The following is a 15705-nucleotide window of genomic DNA, read 5'->3' on the forward strand; positions in this document are numbered from 1 at the left end:
TGGGATACCGGTCTTGTCGATCAGCTGCTTGAGGACCTTGGCGGTCATCTTGCGGTTGGCGCCGGCGCCGATCACCAGGATAGGGCTGCGGGCCTTCTGCAGCTTCTCAACGGCCGCTTTGATCGCCTTGTGCTCGGCTAACGGTCGACGGTGGAGGCTCTGAGGGATCGGTAACGCATCGGTTTGCTCGGCGGCGATGTCTTCCGGCAGTTCCAGGTGTACGGCGCCCGGCTTCTCTTCTTCAGCCAGGCGGAAGGCTTCGCGCATGCGGGCTGGAATGTTGTCGGCCGAGGCGAACTGGTGGGTGTACTTGGTGATGGGGGCCATCATGCCGCACACGTCGATGATCTGGAACCGACCCTGCTTGGACTTCTTGATCGGCTTCTGGCCGGTGATCATCATCATCGGCATGCCGCCCAAGTAGGCGTACGCACTGGCTGTCACCAGATTGGTTGCGCCAGGGCCAAGGGTTGACAGGCTGACGCCAGTCTTGCCAGTTAGGCGCCCATAGGTGGCTGCCATGAAACCTGCGGATTGCTCGTGACGGGTCAGTACCAACTTGATCCTGGATTTACGCAGGGACTCGAGCAGATCGAGATTTTCCTCGCCGGGAATGCCGAACACGTACTCGACACCTTCACTTTCCAAACATTGCACAACGAGATCAGCTGCCTTGGCCATCTATTTGCCCTGCCACTATCGAGAGTGAGCCACGCGGGCAAAGGATGAGACTTCTGCCCGGTGCTGAATGAGTTTTATGATAAAGAGAAAACGCTTGGGTTATTCGGCCATCCGAGGAAGTACTAAGGTGGCGTCAATGGCAACCAAGGCATTCAACGCAAGCGCCGACACGCCGACCGTGGCGCGTGCCGGGTAAGGCGCTGCAAAGTAACGGCTCATGATTTCGTTCACGACACCAAAGTGCGAGAGCTCCGTGAGGTAGATAGTGAGTTTTCCTACGTCGACAAAACTACCGCCTGCGGCGTGTGCGACGGCCTGGAGGTTCTCGAGTACCTGAATGGTTTGGGCTTCGATCCCTTGCGGCAATTCCATCTTTTCGGGGTGAAGTGCGATTTGCCCGGTCAGGAAAACCAGATCACCCATGCGGACGGCTTGCGAATACGGGCCGATAGCTTTCGGCGCCTGATCACTGTGGATAGCGATTCTGCTCATCAAATTTGATCCTGTCTTAGGGGGCGATCCAACCCGCCTGCCAATGCTCGTCTTGCAAAATGAAGCGGGCCCGCTGGTGGATATCTTGGGAAAGGTCGAGCCACTCGATTTTTCTCAAGTGGACAGCCACCAATGCGAAATTGTCAAAACCCTCCAGGTGCTTTTCATAGGCTGCGGAAGGTGAAGGTATCGCCTCGCCTGGCAGGCGACCATGGCGAAAAAGCGCCTGAGTGCTGCCTCGTGCCTGCTCCCAATGCTGGGCAAGGTGCGAAACATCCGACACAGCTTCAGCCAGGCCTTCGATTCGAAGCTGCAGCTTGCCAGTCGGATCGACGGAGGTCATAGCGACTCTGGGTTCGCCACGTATCTCTGCGAGCTTCGCCGACCGCTTGTCCGCATAAAAGATGATCGTCCTCGTCGACTCATCGGCATGGCGCAAGATAACCGTGCTTACCTTGGGTTGCCCTTCAGTATTGACGGTGGCCAGTTGCATCAAGCGAAATGGATTTGGCGTACTGCCAACCGGTATGGATAAATCCGACCAGACCTTGGCCAATATCAGATCAAGCATGGCGACCGCCTAGATGAGAAAGGGCCGCGTTCCGTGTGCGGCCCGGAGGTACTCAGACGCTGCGGGTAACGCCGCCGTCGACCTTGATGTTCTGGCCGGTAATGTAGGCAGCCCCGTCACTCGCCAGGAAGGCGATGGTGGCGGCAATTTCTTCACTGGTGCCATAGCGTTTGAGCGGCACACCTTCCCGGCGTTGCTCGGTAGCAGGAAGACTGTCGATCCAGCCCGGCAACACGTTATTGATGCGAATGTTGTCAGCAGCGTACTTGTCAGCAAAGATTTTGCTGAACGAAGCCAGGCCAGCACGGAAAACCGCCGATGTCGGGAAGAGTTCGCTTGGCTCGAACACCCATGCAGTAGAAATGTTGATGATTGCACCGCCGTTCTGGCGCTGCATGTACGGCGTCACCAGTCGCGTAGGGCGAATGACGTTGAGCAGGTAAGTCTCCATCCCCTGGTGCCAGTCTTCGTCGCTGATCTCTAGGATCGGTGCCCGCGGGCCATGGCCGGCGCTGTTGACCAACACATCGATACGGCCCCATTTCTGAATGACGGCGTCGACTAGGCGCTGCAGGTCATCGTTTGACTGGTTACTACCGGTTACGCCAATACCGCCGAGCTCTTGCGCCAGAGCCTCCCCTTTGCCAGAGGAAGAAAGAATACCGACCTTGAAGCCGTCAGCAGCCAGTCTGCGTGCAGCTGCCGCTCCCATACCGCTACCACCGGCCGTAACGATTGCTACTTTTTCTACTGACATACATCCTCCTGAGTGAAGTGTGCATAGGTTGTTGTGAAATAAGACTAGCGCAGCTCGGTTTTTCTCAGAGAGACAGCAAGCCTTTTCAATGACAGTAGAAAATCTATCGACCAGCAGTTTCGAGGTGAAGCGTGTTGATGGCTCGTGACCGCAAACTGGCGATCGGCATTGCACTCAGAATGACGATTGAATCTGCACTGGGCGAAGTGATGGTGAACTAAGCCCGCTTCTCGGACTGTAGTAGGGCTGCGGTTGTCCGCTTTGGGTCGTTAGCTGACGTGCTGTGGCATTCTCCATGCTGCCTCAAAACTTATGAACTTCAGTCATTTGGTTTAGGGAGCTGCGTTTGAATAGCCGGAAGGTACAGCTTCATACACGTACCACTGCCAAGACTACTGTGTACTCGAATTGCTCCCCCGCTCTGCTTAGCGAATCCGTAAGCTTGGCTAAGACCAAGACCGGTACCTTTGTCGAAAGGCTTGGTGGTGAAGAAAGGTTCGAAAAGTCTAGGCAGATGCTTTGGGTCAATGCCCACACCCGTGTCTTCGACCTCAAAACATACGAATTTGCCGTTCAGCTCCTCCACCTCATCAGTAAATTCAACCGCTTTCGCTGTTATGCGTATCTGACCATGATCTGCGATAGCGTCACGTGCGTTGAAAACCAGATTAAGAAGTACCATCTGAAATTGTGAGGCATCAACTGTGATCCAGGGCAGATCTGGCTCGCAGTGATCATCAAGTAGGATGCGAGAGGGTAATGCATACGTGAGTAAACCCAACGTGGACGCAAGAAGAACAACTGGATCTTGAGGTGAAGCGTCCAATTTCTGATTGCGGGCAAAACTGAGGAGTCGATGCGTCAGTTCCGTGCCTCGCTGTCCCGCATCTAGAATCAGGCCGAGCATTCGCTTTATTCGAGCCGGGTCTTGGCTGGCCATCGCCAAGTTCGCTGAGTTGATGATGATGGAAAGCACATTGTTGAAGTCATGGGCCAGCCCCCCTGTGAGCTGGCCAAGCGCTTCCAGTTTTTGAGCATGGAAAAGCTGTGCTCGGATTGAGTCGAGCTGCAACGCAGACTCTCGGCGATCAGTTATGTCCCGAGTCACTTTAGCCAGGCCGATGATCTGTCCCTGTTCATCGCGAATAGCATCCAGGGCTGCCAAAGCCCAGAACTGCGTACCGTCCTTTCTTAACCGCCATCCTTCATTCTGCGCAACGCGCTATTGCAGGGCTCTTTTCACCAATTGATCCGGCAACCCTTCAGCTCGGTCCTGCGGGGTAAAGAAAATGGAAAAATGCTGACCAATCACCTCAGTAGCGCGATAGCCTTTGATCCTCTCAGCCCCCGCGTTCCAAGACACGACATGACCGGTGGGGTCGAGCATGTAGATGGCGTAATCCACTACCGATTGCACTAGCTGTTCATAACGGCTTGCCGGCATGGATGGTTTTTGGGTTTCTGTTTTAGGATTCATACAACCTCATGCGGTATCCCGTAAGCCCCTTACAGGGTAGCCAGCTACCTGTGCTGACTCTAGCGGATTACTGACAATCTACACAGATACCGGTTCGATCATCGCTGCAGTATCGCTCAAACGCCCTCTAAACTTGTACAAAATATTTTTCACGTATAGTTTTTAACGGCCTATGATTAGCTTTTGAATTTTAGACTGGGAGAAAACAACACAGATAAAGATTTTTAATGTCAAGGAACTGAAAATCATTATCAGTCGTGACAACGGCTTGGAAAATAGACTTCAGGTGCCTATATGAAAAATAGTTTCTTACCTGTATCAGGTTCTCACAAACCAAGTCTGCGAGAGGCATTAGAGGCGATTAGGGCACACAGCGATGCGAGGTCAGGAATGGCCCCTAGCGAAGAAATAAAGCGATTACGAGAACTTGCCGATCGGTTATATACAGTCGTAATAGAAAGCTACTGTGGTTATCAAAGCCCAGAGCAGCTTAAATTAAATATCCATCAACGCAATGGCGATAGTTAGTGACGCTATTGGCCAGAGCGTAAAATAGATGGGCAAAAGTATAGATATAGCTTTACCTTGAAGTTGACAGATCGATTCGCTGCCCCAACGCTCTAAGTCCGCAATGGGTCGAAAGCAGTCGTTCGAGGGGGCGCGAGTTCGAGTCATCCAGCAGCTGCCGGCAGAGCGTAGGTTTTGCTTAACGATTTTTAATACCGTCGTATAAGCACCCAATCCATGCGGCATCAGGGGCAAATTTGATTTCTAAACAAAGACGAAACGGCACGGCTACAACCCGCATACTGCAAGGGCCGCCGTTTCGGTTTTGGAATTGATTTTCGCCCTCCTTCGGCCTTCTGCCGACTTACATTCCCTCCCCGACTAACACCTCGCCCAGCGCCTCATGCTCGAGCGCCCATAGCCGGGCCGCCTCGGCAAATTCCAGCATCTCGGCCAGCCCCTCGTCGTCCACCTGGTTGCGGCGATGAGCGGAAAAAGCCATCTCGCAAAGAACCGCAGCGCGCCCATCCGGATCGCTCATCAAAGCGCTTTGGTCATTCAATTCAGCCAGCCAGGCCAGAGGTAGCCCGTCCATCATTCTTTTCTACACCACCAGGACTGCGCGTACCGCACGCCGTCAATGTCCTCGACCCCGTTGATGTTCATTCCAAGCTGGGCCATGCCGTTGACCTTGGCGTCGTGCAGCCGAGGGACGATGTCGGGTCCTCGCGTTGGATTGAACACCCAGGCCTGCGTGGCCACCCTGCCAAGCGGCTCGCTGTGGTGGTCGCCGATGTGGATACCGGCGCGCAGGGACTGGTTCTTCCTGAGTTGATCGGAGGGAACGGCCAGGCCATTCACGCGGCGGCGGACGAGAAGGAAATACATGGGGCACCAATACTGTATATCGATACAGTATCGTATAACCCAGATCGCACCTCCGGCAATAACCGGCCGGCGGCATCAGTGAAGAGGTGGGAGTTTCTGGCCGCGGGCTTTGGCCACCACACGCAGCTGGTAATCGCACACCACTTGGAATAGCGACTCGGCTAGCAGGTGCAGTCGCTCGATTTCTTCAGCGGGTTTCCCTTCATCCTGCGCCTGGTGATAAGCCCGCATGGCGTCCAGGGCCTCTTTCAACAGGGGCTCTCCCGCCTCAATCATCCCGATAAAGGTGCGCTTCTCCATTACCCGCTCCGATCAGTTGATCAGCGCATTATAGGACCTCTCGCACAGCTGGCCCGCTATTCGGGCTCGGTCATACGCTTTTGCCAGCTCTCCCGCTCGTGCATCAGCCCGTGCGAACAGGTCGGAGAGCACCATGGCGGCGCGGGTGGCTGCCTGGCCTCGGGCGACAGCGGCGGTATCCGTGCCGGGGCAACTGACGGCGGCGGCGAAATTGGCGGCTTCCCCGCGCACCCGCTGACCAGCAGGATCAGCGCCAGCGACACCAGCATCAGCAATCGTTCTTTCTTCGTGGGCACGGGTTCTTGCCTCCTCTTGCGCCTGGGCGCGTCGTTGTTCTTCTTGGCGGGCGCCGCGCTCACCGATCACCTCGGCCAGGCGGTCGCCACTATCACGTTCGGCTGAAGCCTGGGCGGCCTCTGCCCGTTCCACTGCCCTGCCGTGCTGGTACACGCCCCAGTAGGACGCGAGCAGAACCAGCAGGATCAACGATCTGATTGCCCACGACTTCATGCCAATGCCCTCCGCACACCTTCATCGATGATCGCCGGCGCGTACGGGTTGCCGCCGTTCTCGTGGATGATGATGCTGACCACCATCCCCTTGAGCGTGGCCGGGTCCTTTATGTTGATCGGGTCGGTGGTGCGCACGCCAATTCGCTTGGCTACGGCCGAGGCGTAGGCTTGGGTATCGTTCTCGTTGCTCGGCGCCCAGCGGCTGATGGTCTCCAGCACCGTGTCGATGCCCTTCCCGCCCACACCGGGCATGCCGTCCTTGCCTCGGTAGTTGATCAGCAGCTTGCCCAGGGCACGAATGCCGTTCTCTGGCGTGTCGAAGATGGCGAAGCGGCCACCAGATTCCTTGCCGATCTGGCCCTGCCAGTCGTTGCGAGGGTTGAAATCGATGTTGCCGGGGTTGCGGTTGCGCACGCCCCGGGGCTGGGATTGAGTCATGAGCTTTCTCCAGGCAAAAAAATACCGCCAGGCGGCGGTCGGTGGATTCGGTGTGGATCAGGCCGGCGGAGCGGGCCAGTCGATATCAGTGGGGTAGCCTTGCTGCTCGGGCAGGCGGTTCAGCGCAACGCGGTACCGCTTCCATTCCTTCAGCAGGGCTGTCTCGTCATCGGTTGCCTCGTCAAGGTCCAATGCATCCTGCAGCGGCGCGATTGCAGCATCAGCCTGGGCGCGAAGCCGGGCGACCTCGGCCTGCACCTGAGCCAAATGGACGGCTTCCGTTTGGGCGGCCTTCATCTCGGCGGTGATCACCATACTCCAGTCGATATTACTCATTGCTGCACCTCCGGCTCTGCCTTGAGTTCGACATCATAGGCCGGCAGGTCGACGATGCCGTTGGCTATCACCGTCGCCTGCGAGGGGAAGCGGGTTGCTTCCGGGGCATTGGCGCCGTGGGGCAGTCTGACAGTCAACGATAATTCGCCATCGACGCGCTCGACATCACCCGGGAACCAGTCGGAAAGAATGGCTTCGCGCGGCAACGTGGCGCCCTCCGGCAACGGTGTAAAGTCAAAAGGTGCTCCGTTGATAACGACGACATCGCCATCTACCTCAAGAGTCAGCCGTTCTTCCATACGGACCGGCGAAAAGCTGATGATCATTCGAACCATCTCCCAAAGGCTATGTAATTGAATTGCACGGGGAAAGAGGTCGCATTCCTGTATGCGTAACTGTTCAGGCTCCAACTGGCAGCACTGACAATTGCGTAGGGGCCGTTCTGCAGAGTGGCGCCGACATCAGCCTGCGAGCCCGTCCCGACCGCAGCAAGAGGACAGAACACCACGCGAGGGGTGCTCGAAAACGGCGAAGCGAATGTCCCGGTAACGCCCACCGCGGTTGACAAAGCCTGAGCCGGTAGCTGCACATAGCCCTCACATATCTGCGTGCCGTCAGAGAACTTCGTATAGCGCCCGTTGGTATTCGCCCCCTTCTCGTTGTAGTTCAGGACCCACGATTCCCAGGTCGTTCCGTTCCACCACCGCGACGCGGTAAGACCATTCCTTGCGATCGATTGGAGCGCATACGACGCGCCGCCAACAACAGTGAGTACTGCCCGCCCCTGCGCCCAGGTCGGGGGCAGGTTTGTCAACCCGCTAGCTGGGGTGACATAGCTGCCGGGGGCAAGATAGCTGTTAAGGTTGGTCTCTGTGGCAACCAGGTTTCGGCCCAGCCCGAAGTCGCCGACTTTTAGGACACGGCCTGCTGTATCGTCGTAGTTGCTGGTTGTCAGCACGCCAGAGGCAGCGGTGCCGACGTCGAGGGTGGATAGCCCTGGACGCCACGCCCCCCAACCACTGACGTTGGCGTTGTAAGAGCGCCAGGCAGGTTTGCCGGTGATCACATCGCGGGCTTCCTGCAGGATGAATCCGTTCGGGTGAGTGGTCACTTGGACCAACGGGTAGGTTATTCCCGGGGGGATGTTAGCCGCCGAGCCCGACAGCGCCGCGTACCACCCAGGTGCCACGGCATCGTTGAGATTCGTCACTGTCCGATTGACCGGGCCGGTAATGGCCCAATCATCCATGGACTTGAAGTTTGCGTTGATACGGCTGAATGCCGTGCGCGCATCGTCGCCATCCTGGCCGCTGGGAGGCGTGCCAAGTCTGATTTGATCAAGAGCCATCCGGCCTCCTGCTTATGGGATCAACATTGAACTGACGTCAACAAGAAACATCTGTTGTCGGTAGAAGAAGGCCACCGGGAAGATATTGGAATTTACCGGTGTACTTGAATAGATCGGGTTTTCCATTAACGATAATGAAGAGCCATTCACGCGAACGCACTTGCCGTCGATCACCTGAAAATACTGATTTCCTCCGTTCGGTCCGCCACCTTCAATGACGTCGTAGCCGTACACCCGCGACAGCTGCCCCTGCACCACCGCAAATTGATTACCTGATGCGGTGAAGTTGAAAGGCCCTGTGCCGTTCAAGTCCTGATCGAAAAACTGCAGATAGCGCAGATACTTCCTCCGAGCGTCGAACGTGATATTGCCGGCAGCGTCATAAAGGATCAGGCTGAAGTCGTTAGCGGGCTCAATTGGTCGATCGAAAATCCAATATTCAAAGCTGAACGTTCCAACTTGAGCCGGATACCGGCTAAATGCACGAAACGTCCAGGTAACAGTAGTCCCTGATCGGGAAGTTGACAGCAAAACGGTGTCTACGGTCGACGTCCTGAACGCAATGACTGGCGTCTCGCAGTTTGCTCGACTGATGGTGAAGTCGTAGGTGAGAATCCCCCCTGCCGAGAACGTCACCCGCTGGGAGTGACGAAGGGAGTAGTTGAAATAGTCATCGCTGATCATCACCGATGATCCTTCCGCATTTACAAACTCAGCGAAACTCATAGGCGTATTCCGTAGACCACCTGCGCAGCCGCCCGCTGACCAGCTCCAAGGGCTTCCCACGCCCAGCTAAGCGTGGTCCCACTGATAGTGAGCTTGGGGGCGCGGAACGACTGGGCGCATTCGGTAACAGCTGCAAACGGTGTGCCGCCGGAAAAAGCCGGTACCGCGATAGCGCTCGGCTCCGTACCGGTATTCACCGTCCCCAGCACACGGGTGATCTTGGTCTCTGGACTGATCTCAAGATTTCCAGCCTCGTCCCAGATATACAAACCGATTGTCATGGTTGCCCCAACAAAATTCGGCGTCTGCCGTTGGTGTCGTAGAAAGCGAGCGAATTCTGGGAAATATTCAACCGGCCTTGGCCGGAGACCACCCCGTTGATCTCAACTTGGCTTGTGACGAAGTTGATCCTGATACCGCTCTGCCCTGGAACGTAGTTCGCGCTTTTCAACTCTCCGGTGATGATCAGGTTGATGATGTCGGCCTGGTTGATGATCGCGCTGTTCATGAACACCTGGCCGTTGTTGATCGCGAACACCGATTTCGGCGTGCCGCCTGGCTGGTTCATCACCGCGAACAGATCGGCGAGGAACAAGACCATGCTCTGCATGCCGCTTGGCGTGTTCTCGACGCCAATGCCCATGCCGGCGCTGTAGTAGCGCCCGTTCACGTCCACCCCGACCTTGATGTTGCGGGTGGCATGGACCTCGTTGCCGAGCCCCACGACTGCCGAAGAGGTGTCCTGAACCAGAGCCTTGGTGCCATTCAGATCAGCGGTGAGCGTCCCAACTTGCTGAGCTCGCGCACCGGCCTCGTCTACCACCGCCTGAGATACACTCTGGATCTCGCTCTCTGCCTCCCCGACCCGGGCTGTCAAAGTGTCAGTGGTGCTGGCGAGTGCAGAAACATTATCCGTGAGCGTTTCCACGCTGCGCACGACTCGCGCTAGGTTGTTGTCCACCTGAGCCTTCACTTCAGTCACCTGCTTGGCGATTGCCATGTCAGCCTGGGCGAACGCTGAGTAGATCGAGAACGCACCGGCATAAGCGCCCTGCTCGCCGGCTCGCCAGCTGGTCGCGCCAGCCATCCGTGGTGCAACAGCAGCCTCGACGCCAAGAATCCGGCTCGCCATCGCGGTCAGCTCGCCGTTGATTTCCTCAACGCTGGTTTCAACGCCATCCACACGCACCGCCAACGCAGACACCAGGTCACCCAGGGACGCATAGTCGCCCAGGTATTCCCAATAGGCTGCGTCGGTGACCGGGGTGCCGGCCGGAACATCCACCTTCGCCCGATACAGCTTGCCGTCGTGCTTGACGAGGGTGCCGGAGAGGTATGGCTTGCCTGACGCCCAGTCCTCCGCCCCGGCCAGATCAGCCAGTTGTGCGGACAGCGAATCGATCTGGTTCTGCAGCGCCTGGTCGCCAGCTTTGAACCGCTCGTTCACAGAGCCCAGGCCGTCGCCACTGATCTTTTCGATTTCTTTGAGCAGATCCTGGCCCAATTGGGTCTCGGTGATCTTGCCGGTGATGTAGTCGAGGATCTCTGAAGCATCGGCGCTGGATTGGCCGTACACCCAGTCCGTCCATGGACCCACGTTTCCGGTGCGGTCGACCAGTCGGCCACGGAAGTACCTGACAACGCCAGCTGCCATGCCGCTGTGAAGGTAGCTGAGGGTCGGGTATGCCTGCTGGCCCAAGCCTTCAGGGTTCTCTCCGCTGAACGTGGACGACATCTGCAACTCGGTGTAGGCCGTGTCCTCCGCGCCTGGTGGGAAGCCCCACTCCAGGCGAATGCCAAAGACCTCCGACTTGGTGCGCAGGTAAGCCAGCGCCGGTGGCGTGCCTTCCTTGCCCTTCAGCTCTGTGAGCGTCGAATCACGCCAGATCGAGGTGATGTCGAAGGAGCTGACTGCCCGCACGCGGGCCAGATAGGAGCCAGCGTAAATACCCACCACGTCCACCGAAGTGGTGCCGGGGCGCTGCAGGCGTATCCAGTTGCCGTTGTCCTTGCGCCACTCCACGTCATAGGCCACCGCGCCCTGCACTGCCGGCCAGGCAATGGTCATGGTGCTGACCGCGATCCCCTGGTCTACGGCGTAGGCCGAGGTCAGCGAAACACTGGCCGGCGGTGGCACAACGGTAATAGGGATGACGCTGATCGGGCGCTCGTCCAGCTTGGCGCCCGTGTCGATCGCCGCGAACTTGCTCGGGTTGAACTCCAGGGCGGTGATCTCATACTCGCCTTCCTGGGTTCGCACCGTTTTCAGCACCCGGAAGAGCTGTACCGCCAGGTCATCGTAGTCGATTGCCCACTGCAGCTCAGGCTCTGGCTGCACGCCGTAGGCAACGGTCACCGTGACGGCTCGGCCGCTGACCGACTCCACCGTGCGCGCCTGGGCTGTGCCGTTCGGCAGATTCAGGATCAGGCGGTCACCGGATTTGATCGGCGTGTCACGGTCCAGTGTCACGACGCGGCCTGCGGCAGCCGAGATACGTCCGCCATTGGGCCTGCCGGCCACCAGTTCATCCGCCACGGGGATGACGTAGCCAGGCAAGGGGATACGGCCCTCCATACCGGTCTTGAAGGTGACGGTTCGGTCCTGGCTGTTGCTCAGCAGCGCCCATTTCCCGCGGCGCTGGGCCTCGGATGCTCGGGTGCAGCCGATGGCCGAGATTTCCACCGGGCGGTCTCGGTATCGGCGCTGCAGCGCCAGGTCGGTCACCGGAATCACGTCGGTGTCGTAGTTGTTGGCCGGGTTGTCGTAGCTGACCAGAGCGCGACTGTAGTGGGTGTTCCGCTCAGCGCCGCCATACACGAAGTCGCCGTCAATGACGTTGGCTCGGGTGAAGACGTAGTCGATGTCCTGGGCGCGCGGCATATCCGCCTGCATGAACAGCGAACCGTGCGCCCAATACACCATGCCCCGGTAGATGGCGGCCAAGTCACGTAGCAGCGTCCAGGCCTCGGCCCGGCCCTGCAGGTTCATGTCGCACAGGTAACGCGGCTCCTGCCCGCCGACACCATCCGGCACCAGCTGGTCGCAGTACTGCGCGATGCGGTACATCTCCCACTTGTCGACCATCCACGACTTGATGCGCTTACCCAAGCCAAAACGGTCCTCGACACATAGGCCGTAGGTCACGAACGCCGGGTTGTTAGTCCAGGCGTGCTTGAACGTGCCATCCCACACGCCGGTATAGGTGCGCGTCTCCGGGTCGTAGTTGCTGGGCACCGGCCAACGCTTTGCCTTGCAATCGACGGTCACCGCGGGGATGTTCTGGAACTGCTGGGCGTCGAACTCGATGTAAAGAAGCGCGGTATTCGGGTACCTCAATTTTTCGTCGATGACTTCGGTGTAGCCAGCGATAGTCATTGTGTCGCCGACGGTACCGCTATTGGCGTTTGGGGTAATGCGACGAACTCGCAGCATCCAGCCGGAAGTGGCCGGGGGCAGGTTCACGCGGACGGAGCGCTGGTAGCCATTGGTTGTTTTGCCATCTACGGCGCCACTGTGGGCCTCCACGTAGGCCCCCCCGTCGGTTGCGATGTCGATGGCGTACTCGATGCGGTAACCATTGGTATTCCCACTGCTATCCTGCTTGACCAGGCGAGGCCAGGACATGCGGACGCGCACCGCCGAGAGTTGCGTATTGCTCAGAGACCTTGTGAAAGGGTTATCGCTGCGCAGCTCGACGTTTACTGCGGTTTCGCTCTCCACGGACGGGATGCCCTGAATGTAGTCCTGTTCAACGGTGCCACGACGCCACTCCCACTTCACCCCTGGAAAGTTGATGTTGCCGCTGGCGTCCATGATCGGCGTATTGTCGAGGTAGATGTCCCGGTCAGTTGGCGTGCCATCGAATTCACCTTCTCCAACCGCCAACAGGATCTTCGCGATGTTCGTCGACTGAAGGCTGTCGGGGGCCTCTACCGGCGTCTTCGGCTTGCTCTCGCCCCCTTTAGCTCCGGTGATTCCCGAGTGATCTGATGGGCCCATACTTTCCTCCGGGCAACAAAAAACCGCCCGGAGGCGGCCTGTTTTCTGAATTGGCTTCAGGCCTTATCTTGCGCTTCGATAGATGCGGAGATAATCGCCCCACCCCAGCGGCGTTTACCGATACAGATCGGGACGGGATTGCCGCTTGCGGTAGTGTTCCTGGCACCGCCAAAGGCATAGGACGGCTTGTTTTCAGCCGCAGCGCTTAGTGACAGGCCTTGGGCCTGGGGACTGAGTAGTTGAATCACGCCTCCCACCGCCATCGAGATGCCAACAGCGCCAGCTATACCCCAGGCGCCGCCCGCACCGATGGCACCAAGGCCTGCCGGCGCAAATATCGCTACAGCTGCGATTAGCGCCACCCCAAGGACGGTCTGAAGAATTCCGCCTCGCTTACTACCCCGAACCACCGGAATTAAGCGAACCTCCCGGGCACCTGCGCGCCCGAAGTCCTCTGGCCCTACATTCTTGCGGTTTCGGAAGATCGCAAAACAAAGGCCCATGCCGTCTAGACGTTTAATCTCTTCTTCAAAGCCAGGGAGTGTGGCCTTTAGCGCTTTGAAGACTTCCCAAGTATCTCCGTTTTCGAGTTGGCGGCGATGGGTCCGGCCAAACCTCCTGGCAAGAGATCCGGATAACTTGATTTCAGTCATTGGTAAGTAGTTGATTGCACTCATTAGCGGGTCCCGTAGAAATGCAAAAACCCGCCGAAGCGGGTTTTCTCAAATCGAAGTCATTAAAACGCTGTTGGATAAACCCCAAAGCCGGAGATACGCCTACGAATAGATTCGCCCTTTGCAAGGGTGACCTCCGCCTCGTAGATCCCACTGCCGCCACATATTCCAACGGGCTCGACGGCAATGATGTGCTTCCCGGCACGTACCCCGAATCGCGCAACCTCGGCGGCATAGAAATCCGCTGCCGCTTTGCCGTCGATGTGGAACCTCAACTTGCAACCGGAGCCTTGCAGGCCAGAATCACGGGTCACAACTAGCTGAGACTCGCCCTCAGCCTGGAATGAATAGATCCGATCAGCAGGCACTGGCTTTGCTTTTTCTGCAGAAATCGGTGAAGTTGCACAACCTGCCAGCAAGGCCAGCCCAAACGCACCGAACAGAATTCGCATGTCACCCCTCCCTGAAAACAGGGAATGTATCACTTGGCGCCGCGGTGACGCAGCACCAGCCGCGTTCGGTCGAGCCATGGCCCGCCGAACACGACGATTTCTGAGGGCCGCCCCAGCAGGTGGTGCAGCATGAACGGGCCAGGCCCGAAGACCTCCGCCGCTTCCTCCGGCAGCCGAGCGTCAGCGCCCAGATAGATGCCGGCGTGGTTAGGGTGAGCGGTGCGGCCGACGGCCATGACGATCATGTCGCCGCGCTGTGGCTGGCTGACCTGGTCGAAGCCGGCTGCCTCATAGGCCTGCTCGTAGAGGCTCGGTCCGTCGGCCTGCTCCCACCATCCCTCCTCCCGGCTATAGGCCGGGAAGGCGAGGCCCCATTCCCGCTGGTACCAGTCCGCGCAGACCTGCCAGCAGTCCCAAGCGCCGTGCACGAATGGCCGCCCGAGGAGCAGAGCGTGACCGGTGGGCGTGACGATGCGCAGGTCACCCTCCGGCCACGACAGGATGTACCAAGGCAGCCCGGTGGCCTCGCACATGGCCAGGTCACGGGGGGACGGCCTGCTGGTGGCATCTGGATGCGAGTGCACGATGCCGATCACCTCGCCCTGGTCTTCAGCCGCGGCGTACTGCTCCGGCGAGATGCGAAATTCCTCTGTAGCGTCGGTAGCTGTGTTCTCACACGGGAAGTACCGCTGGGCCCGCCCCACGGAGATGAGCAGCCCGCAGCACTCCCGCGGGTATTCCGCCGCAGCGTGCGCTTGCACGGCGTCCAAGATGTGTTTGCGCATGGTCAGCTCCGTGCGATGAGGGAAACAGCCGGGAAGCCGCCAAAGGGCAGCTGGTTGCCCTGGCCGAAGCGAACGGTACAGCCTGAGTCGAGACAGCCATTGCACTGGTCTTTGGCCGGGTCGTCAGTGGGATTCCCGTCTAAGTCGAAGTAAGGGCCGGTGTAGCCGCAGTTGGGGCCACGGTAGCCCGCAGTCATTGCCCAGTGGCATAGCTGGGTCATCTGCCGGCCGATCGTCTCTCCGCCCACGTCGCCAGGGCTGGCCAGCTCCCAAGAAACCGTGGTGCCGTTCTCGGAAACCTTCTGGTCGATGTACCAGACCTCGATCGCTTCCTCGGTCGGGTCGGCCTCTGGGTTGCCTGCCGGAAAATTCACCGCATCCAGGTACCGCGCCATCGTGTGGCGCATGGTCAGCTTGAACTCGAGTAGGTTATCGAAGGCCAGGCACAGGGCCGTGATCCGGCCGTTGACGTTGCCTACGGTCAGGGTGGGCCGAACCGCCGTGCCATCCGAGTTCGCTTCGATGCCATCGATCTGCATCGGCCAGGCGCCATATTCGTTGCCCTGCCACCAGATCGACTTGGCTGGCAGCTGATCAGCATCGACGCCGGCTGCGGCCAGCTCCTCTGGCGTGTGGGGAATTGCATGCCCGTGGAACCGCAGAATATCGGCGCCGAAATCTGAGCCATCCAGCTCAAACAGCAGAACTTCGTTGCCTGGCTCCAGGCTCTGAATGTCCTTGATTAGTGACATGCGACTTCC

Annotated in this window: 19 protein-coding genes and 1 pseudogene; all 20 read right to left on the reverse strand. The window is 58.5% G+C overall.

Going from position 1 to position 15705, the window contains the following annotated elements; all coding sequences use genetic code 11:
• Positions 1–681 (reverse strand): thiamine pyrophosphate-binding protein (locus APH28_RS00805; protein WP_256248246.1); only part of this gene is annotated, 681 nt, incomplete at its 3' end.
• A gap of 99 nt (positions 682–780) precedes the next feature.
• Positions 781–1173, reverse strand: a complete 393-nt coding sequence (locus tag APH28_RS00810) for a Rid family detoxifying hydrolase (RefSeq protein WP_060507151.1) — start codon at positions 1171–1173, stop codon at positions 781–783.
• Between the two features lie 16 nt (positions 1174–1189).
• Complete coding sequence (locus tag APH28_RS00815; RefSeq protein ID WP_060507152.1) at positions 1190–1744, reverse strand: pyridoxamine 5'-phosphate oxidase family protein; 555 nt, start codon at positions 1742–1744, stop codon at positions 1190–1192.
• 52 nt (positions 1745–1796) lie between these two features.
• Complete coding sequence (locus APH28_RS00820) at positions 1797–2501, reverse strand: SDR family oxidoreductase (protein ID WP_060507153.1); 705 nt, start codon at positions 2499–2501, stop codon at positions 1797–1799.
• Positions 2502–2820: 319 nt separating this feature from the next.
• Positions 2821–3978, reverse strand: a pseudogene (locus tag APH28_RS00825) (nitrogen regulation protein NR(II)).
• Positions 3979–4849: 871 nt separating this feature from the next.
• Positions 4850–5083 carry a hypothetical protein gene (locus APH28_RS00830; RefSeq protein ID WP_256248250.1) on the reverse strand — a complete coding sequence of 78 codons (234 nt, stop codon included), beginning with the start codon at positions 5081–5083 and terminating at the stop codon, positions 4850–4852.
• Positions 5080–5373, reverse strand: a complete 294-nt coding sequence (locus APH28_RS00835; protein WP_060507155.1) for a hypothetical protein — start codon at positions 5371–5373, stop codon at positions 5080–5082. The genes APH28_RS00830 and APH28_RS00835 overlap by 4 nt, the downstream gene beginning before the upstream one ends.
• Before the next feature lie 75 nt (positions 5374–5448).
• Entirely contained in the window at positions 5449–5673 is a 225-nt protein-coding gene (locus APH28_RS00840) for a hypothetical protein (protein WP_060507156.1), read from the reverse strand.
• A gap of 12 nt (positions 5674–5685) precedes the next feature.
• Positions 5686–6183: a DUF2514 domain-containing protein gene (locus APH28_RS00845; protein ID WP_060507157.1), complete on the reverse strand. Its 498-nt coding sequence runs from the start codon at positions 6181–6183 to the stop codon at positions 5686–5688.
• Positions 6180–6623 carry a structural protein P5 gene (locus APH28_RS00850; RefSeq protein ID WP_060507158.1) on the reverse strand — a complete coding sequence of 148 codons (444 nt, stop codon included), beginning with the start codon at positions 6621–6623 and terminating at the stop codon, positions 6180–6182. Before APH28_RS00850 ends, APH28_RS00845 begins: the two co-directional genes overlap by 4 nt.
• A gap of 57 nt (positions 6624–6680) precedes the next feature.
• Positions 6681–6959, reverse strand: coding sequence for a tail fiber assembly protein (locus tag APH28_RS00855; protein WP_060507159.1), 279 nt, complete (start codon positions 6957–6959; stop codon positions 6681–6683).
• Positions 6956–7285, reverse strand: a complete 330-nt coding sequence (locus APH28_RS00860; RefSeq protein ID WP_060507160.1) for a hypothetical protein — start codon at positions 7283–7285, stop codon at positions 6956–6958. The genes APH28_RS00855 and APH28_RS00860 overlap by 4 nt, the downstream gene beginning before the upstream one ends.
• Complete coding sequence (locus APH28_RS00865) at positions 7282–8307, reverse strand: pyocin knob domain-containing protein (RefSeq protein WP_060507161.1); 1026 nt, start codon at positions 8305–8307, stop codon at positions 7282–7284. The genes APH28_RS00860 and APH28_RS00865 overlap by 4 nt, the downstream gene beginning before the upstream one ends.
• 12 nt (positions 8308–8319) lie before the next feature.
• Positions 8320–8991 carry a hypothetical protein gene (locus APH28_RS00870; RefSeq protein WP_156340849.1) on the reverse strand — a complete coding sequence of 224 codons (672 nt, stop codon included), beginning with the start codon at positions 8989–8991 and terminating at the stop codon, positions 8320–8322.
• Between the two features lie 38 nt (positions 8992–9029).
• On the reverse strand, positions 9030–9314 hold the full coding sequence (locus APH28_RS00875; RefSeq protein WP_060507163.1) for a hypothetical protein: 285 nt from the start codon (positions 9312–9314) through the stop codon (positions 9030–9032).
• Positions 9311–13033, reverse strand: coding sequence for a phage tail protein (locus APH28_RS00880; RefSeq protein ID WP_060507164.1), 3723 nt, complete (start codon positions 13031–13033; stop codon positions 9311–9313). Before APH28_RS00880 ends, APH28_RS00875 begins: the two co-directional genes overlap by 4 nt.
• A gap of 56 nt (positions 13034–13089) precedes the next feature.
• Positions 13090–13710, reverse strand: coding sequence for a tail assembly protein (locus APH28_RS00885; RefSeq protein ID WP_060507165.1), 621 nt, complete (start codon positions 13708–13710; stop codon positions 13090–13092).
• A 59-nt stretch (positions 13711–13769) separates the two neighbouring features.
• Positions 13770–14159: a hypothetical protein gene (locus APH28_RS00890; RefSeq protein ID WP_060507166.1), complete on the reverse strand. Its 390-nt coding sequence runs from the start codon at positions 14157–14159 to the stop codon at positions 13770–13772.
• Positions 14160–14188: 29 nt separating this feature from the next.
• The gene (locus APH28_RS00895; protein WP_060507167.1) at positions 14189–14944 is read right to left on the reverse strand and encodes a C40 family peptidase; all 756 of its coding nucleotides are present in this window, start codon (positions 14942–14944) and stop codon (positions 14189–14191) included.
• A gap of 2 nt (positions 14945–14946) precedes the next feature.
• Positions 14947–15696: a phage minor tail protein L gene (locus tag APH28_RS00900; RefSeq protein ID WP_060507168.1), complete on the reverse strand. Its 750-nt coding sequence runs from the start codon at positions 15694–15696 to the stop codon at positions 14947–14949.
• Positions 15697–15705 lie beyond the last annotated feature (9 nt).

Source organism: Pseudomonas sp. NBRC 111124 (assembly GCF_001320245.1).
Taxonomy (GTDB): domain Bacteria; phylum Pseudomonadota; class Gammaproteobacteria; order Pseudomonadales; family Pseudomonadaceae; genus Aquipseudomonas.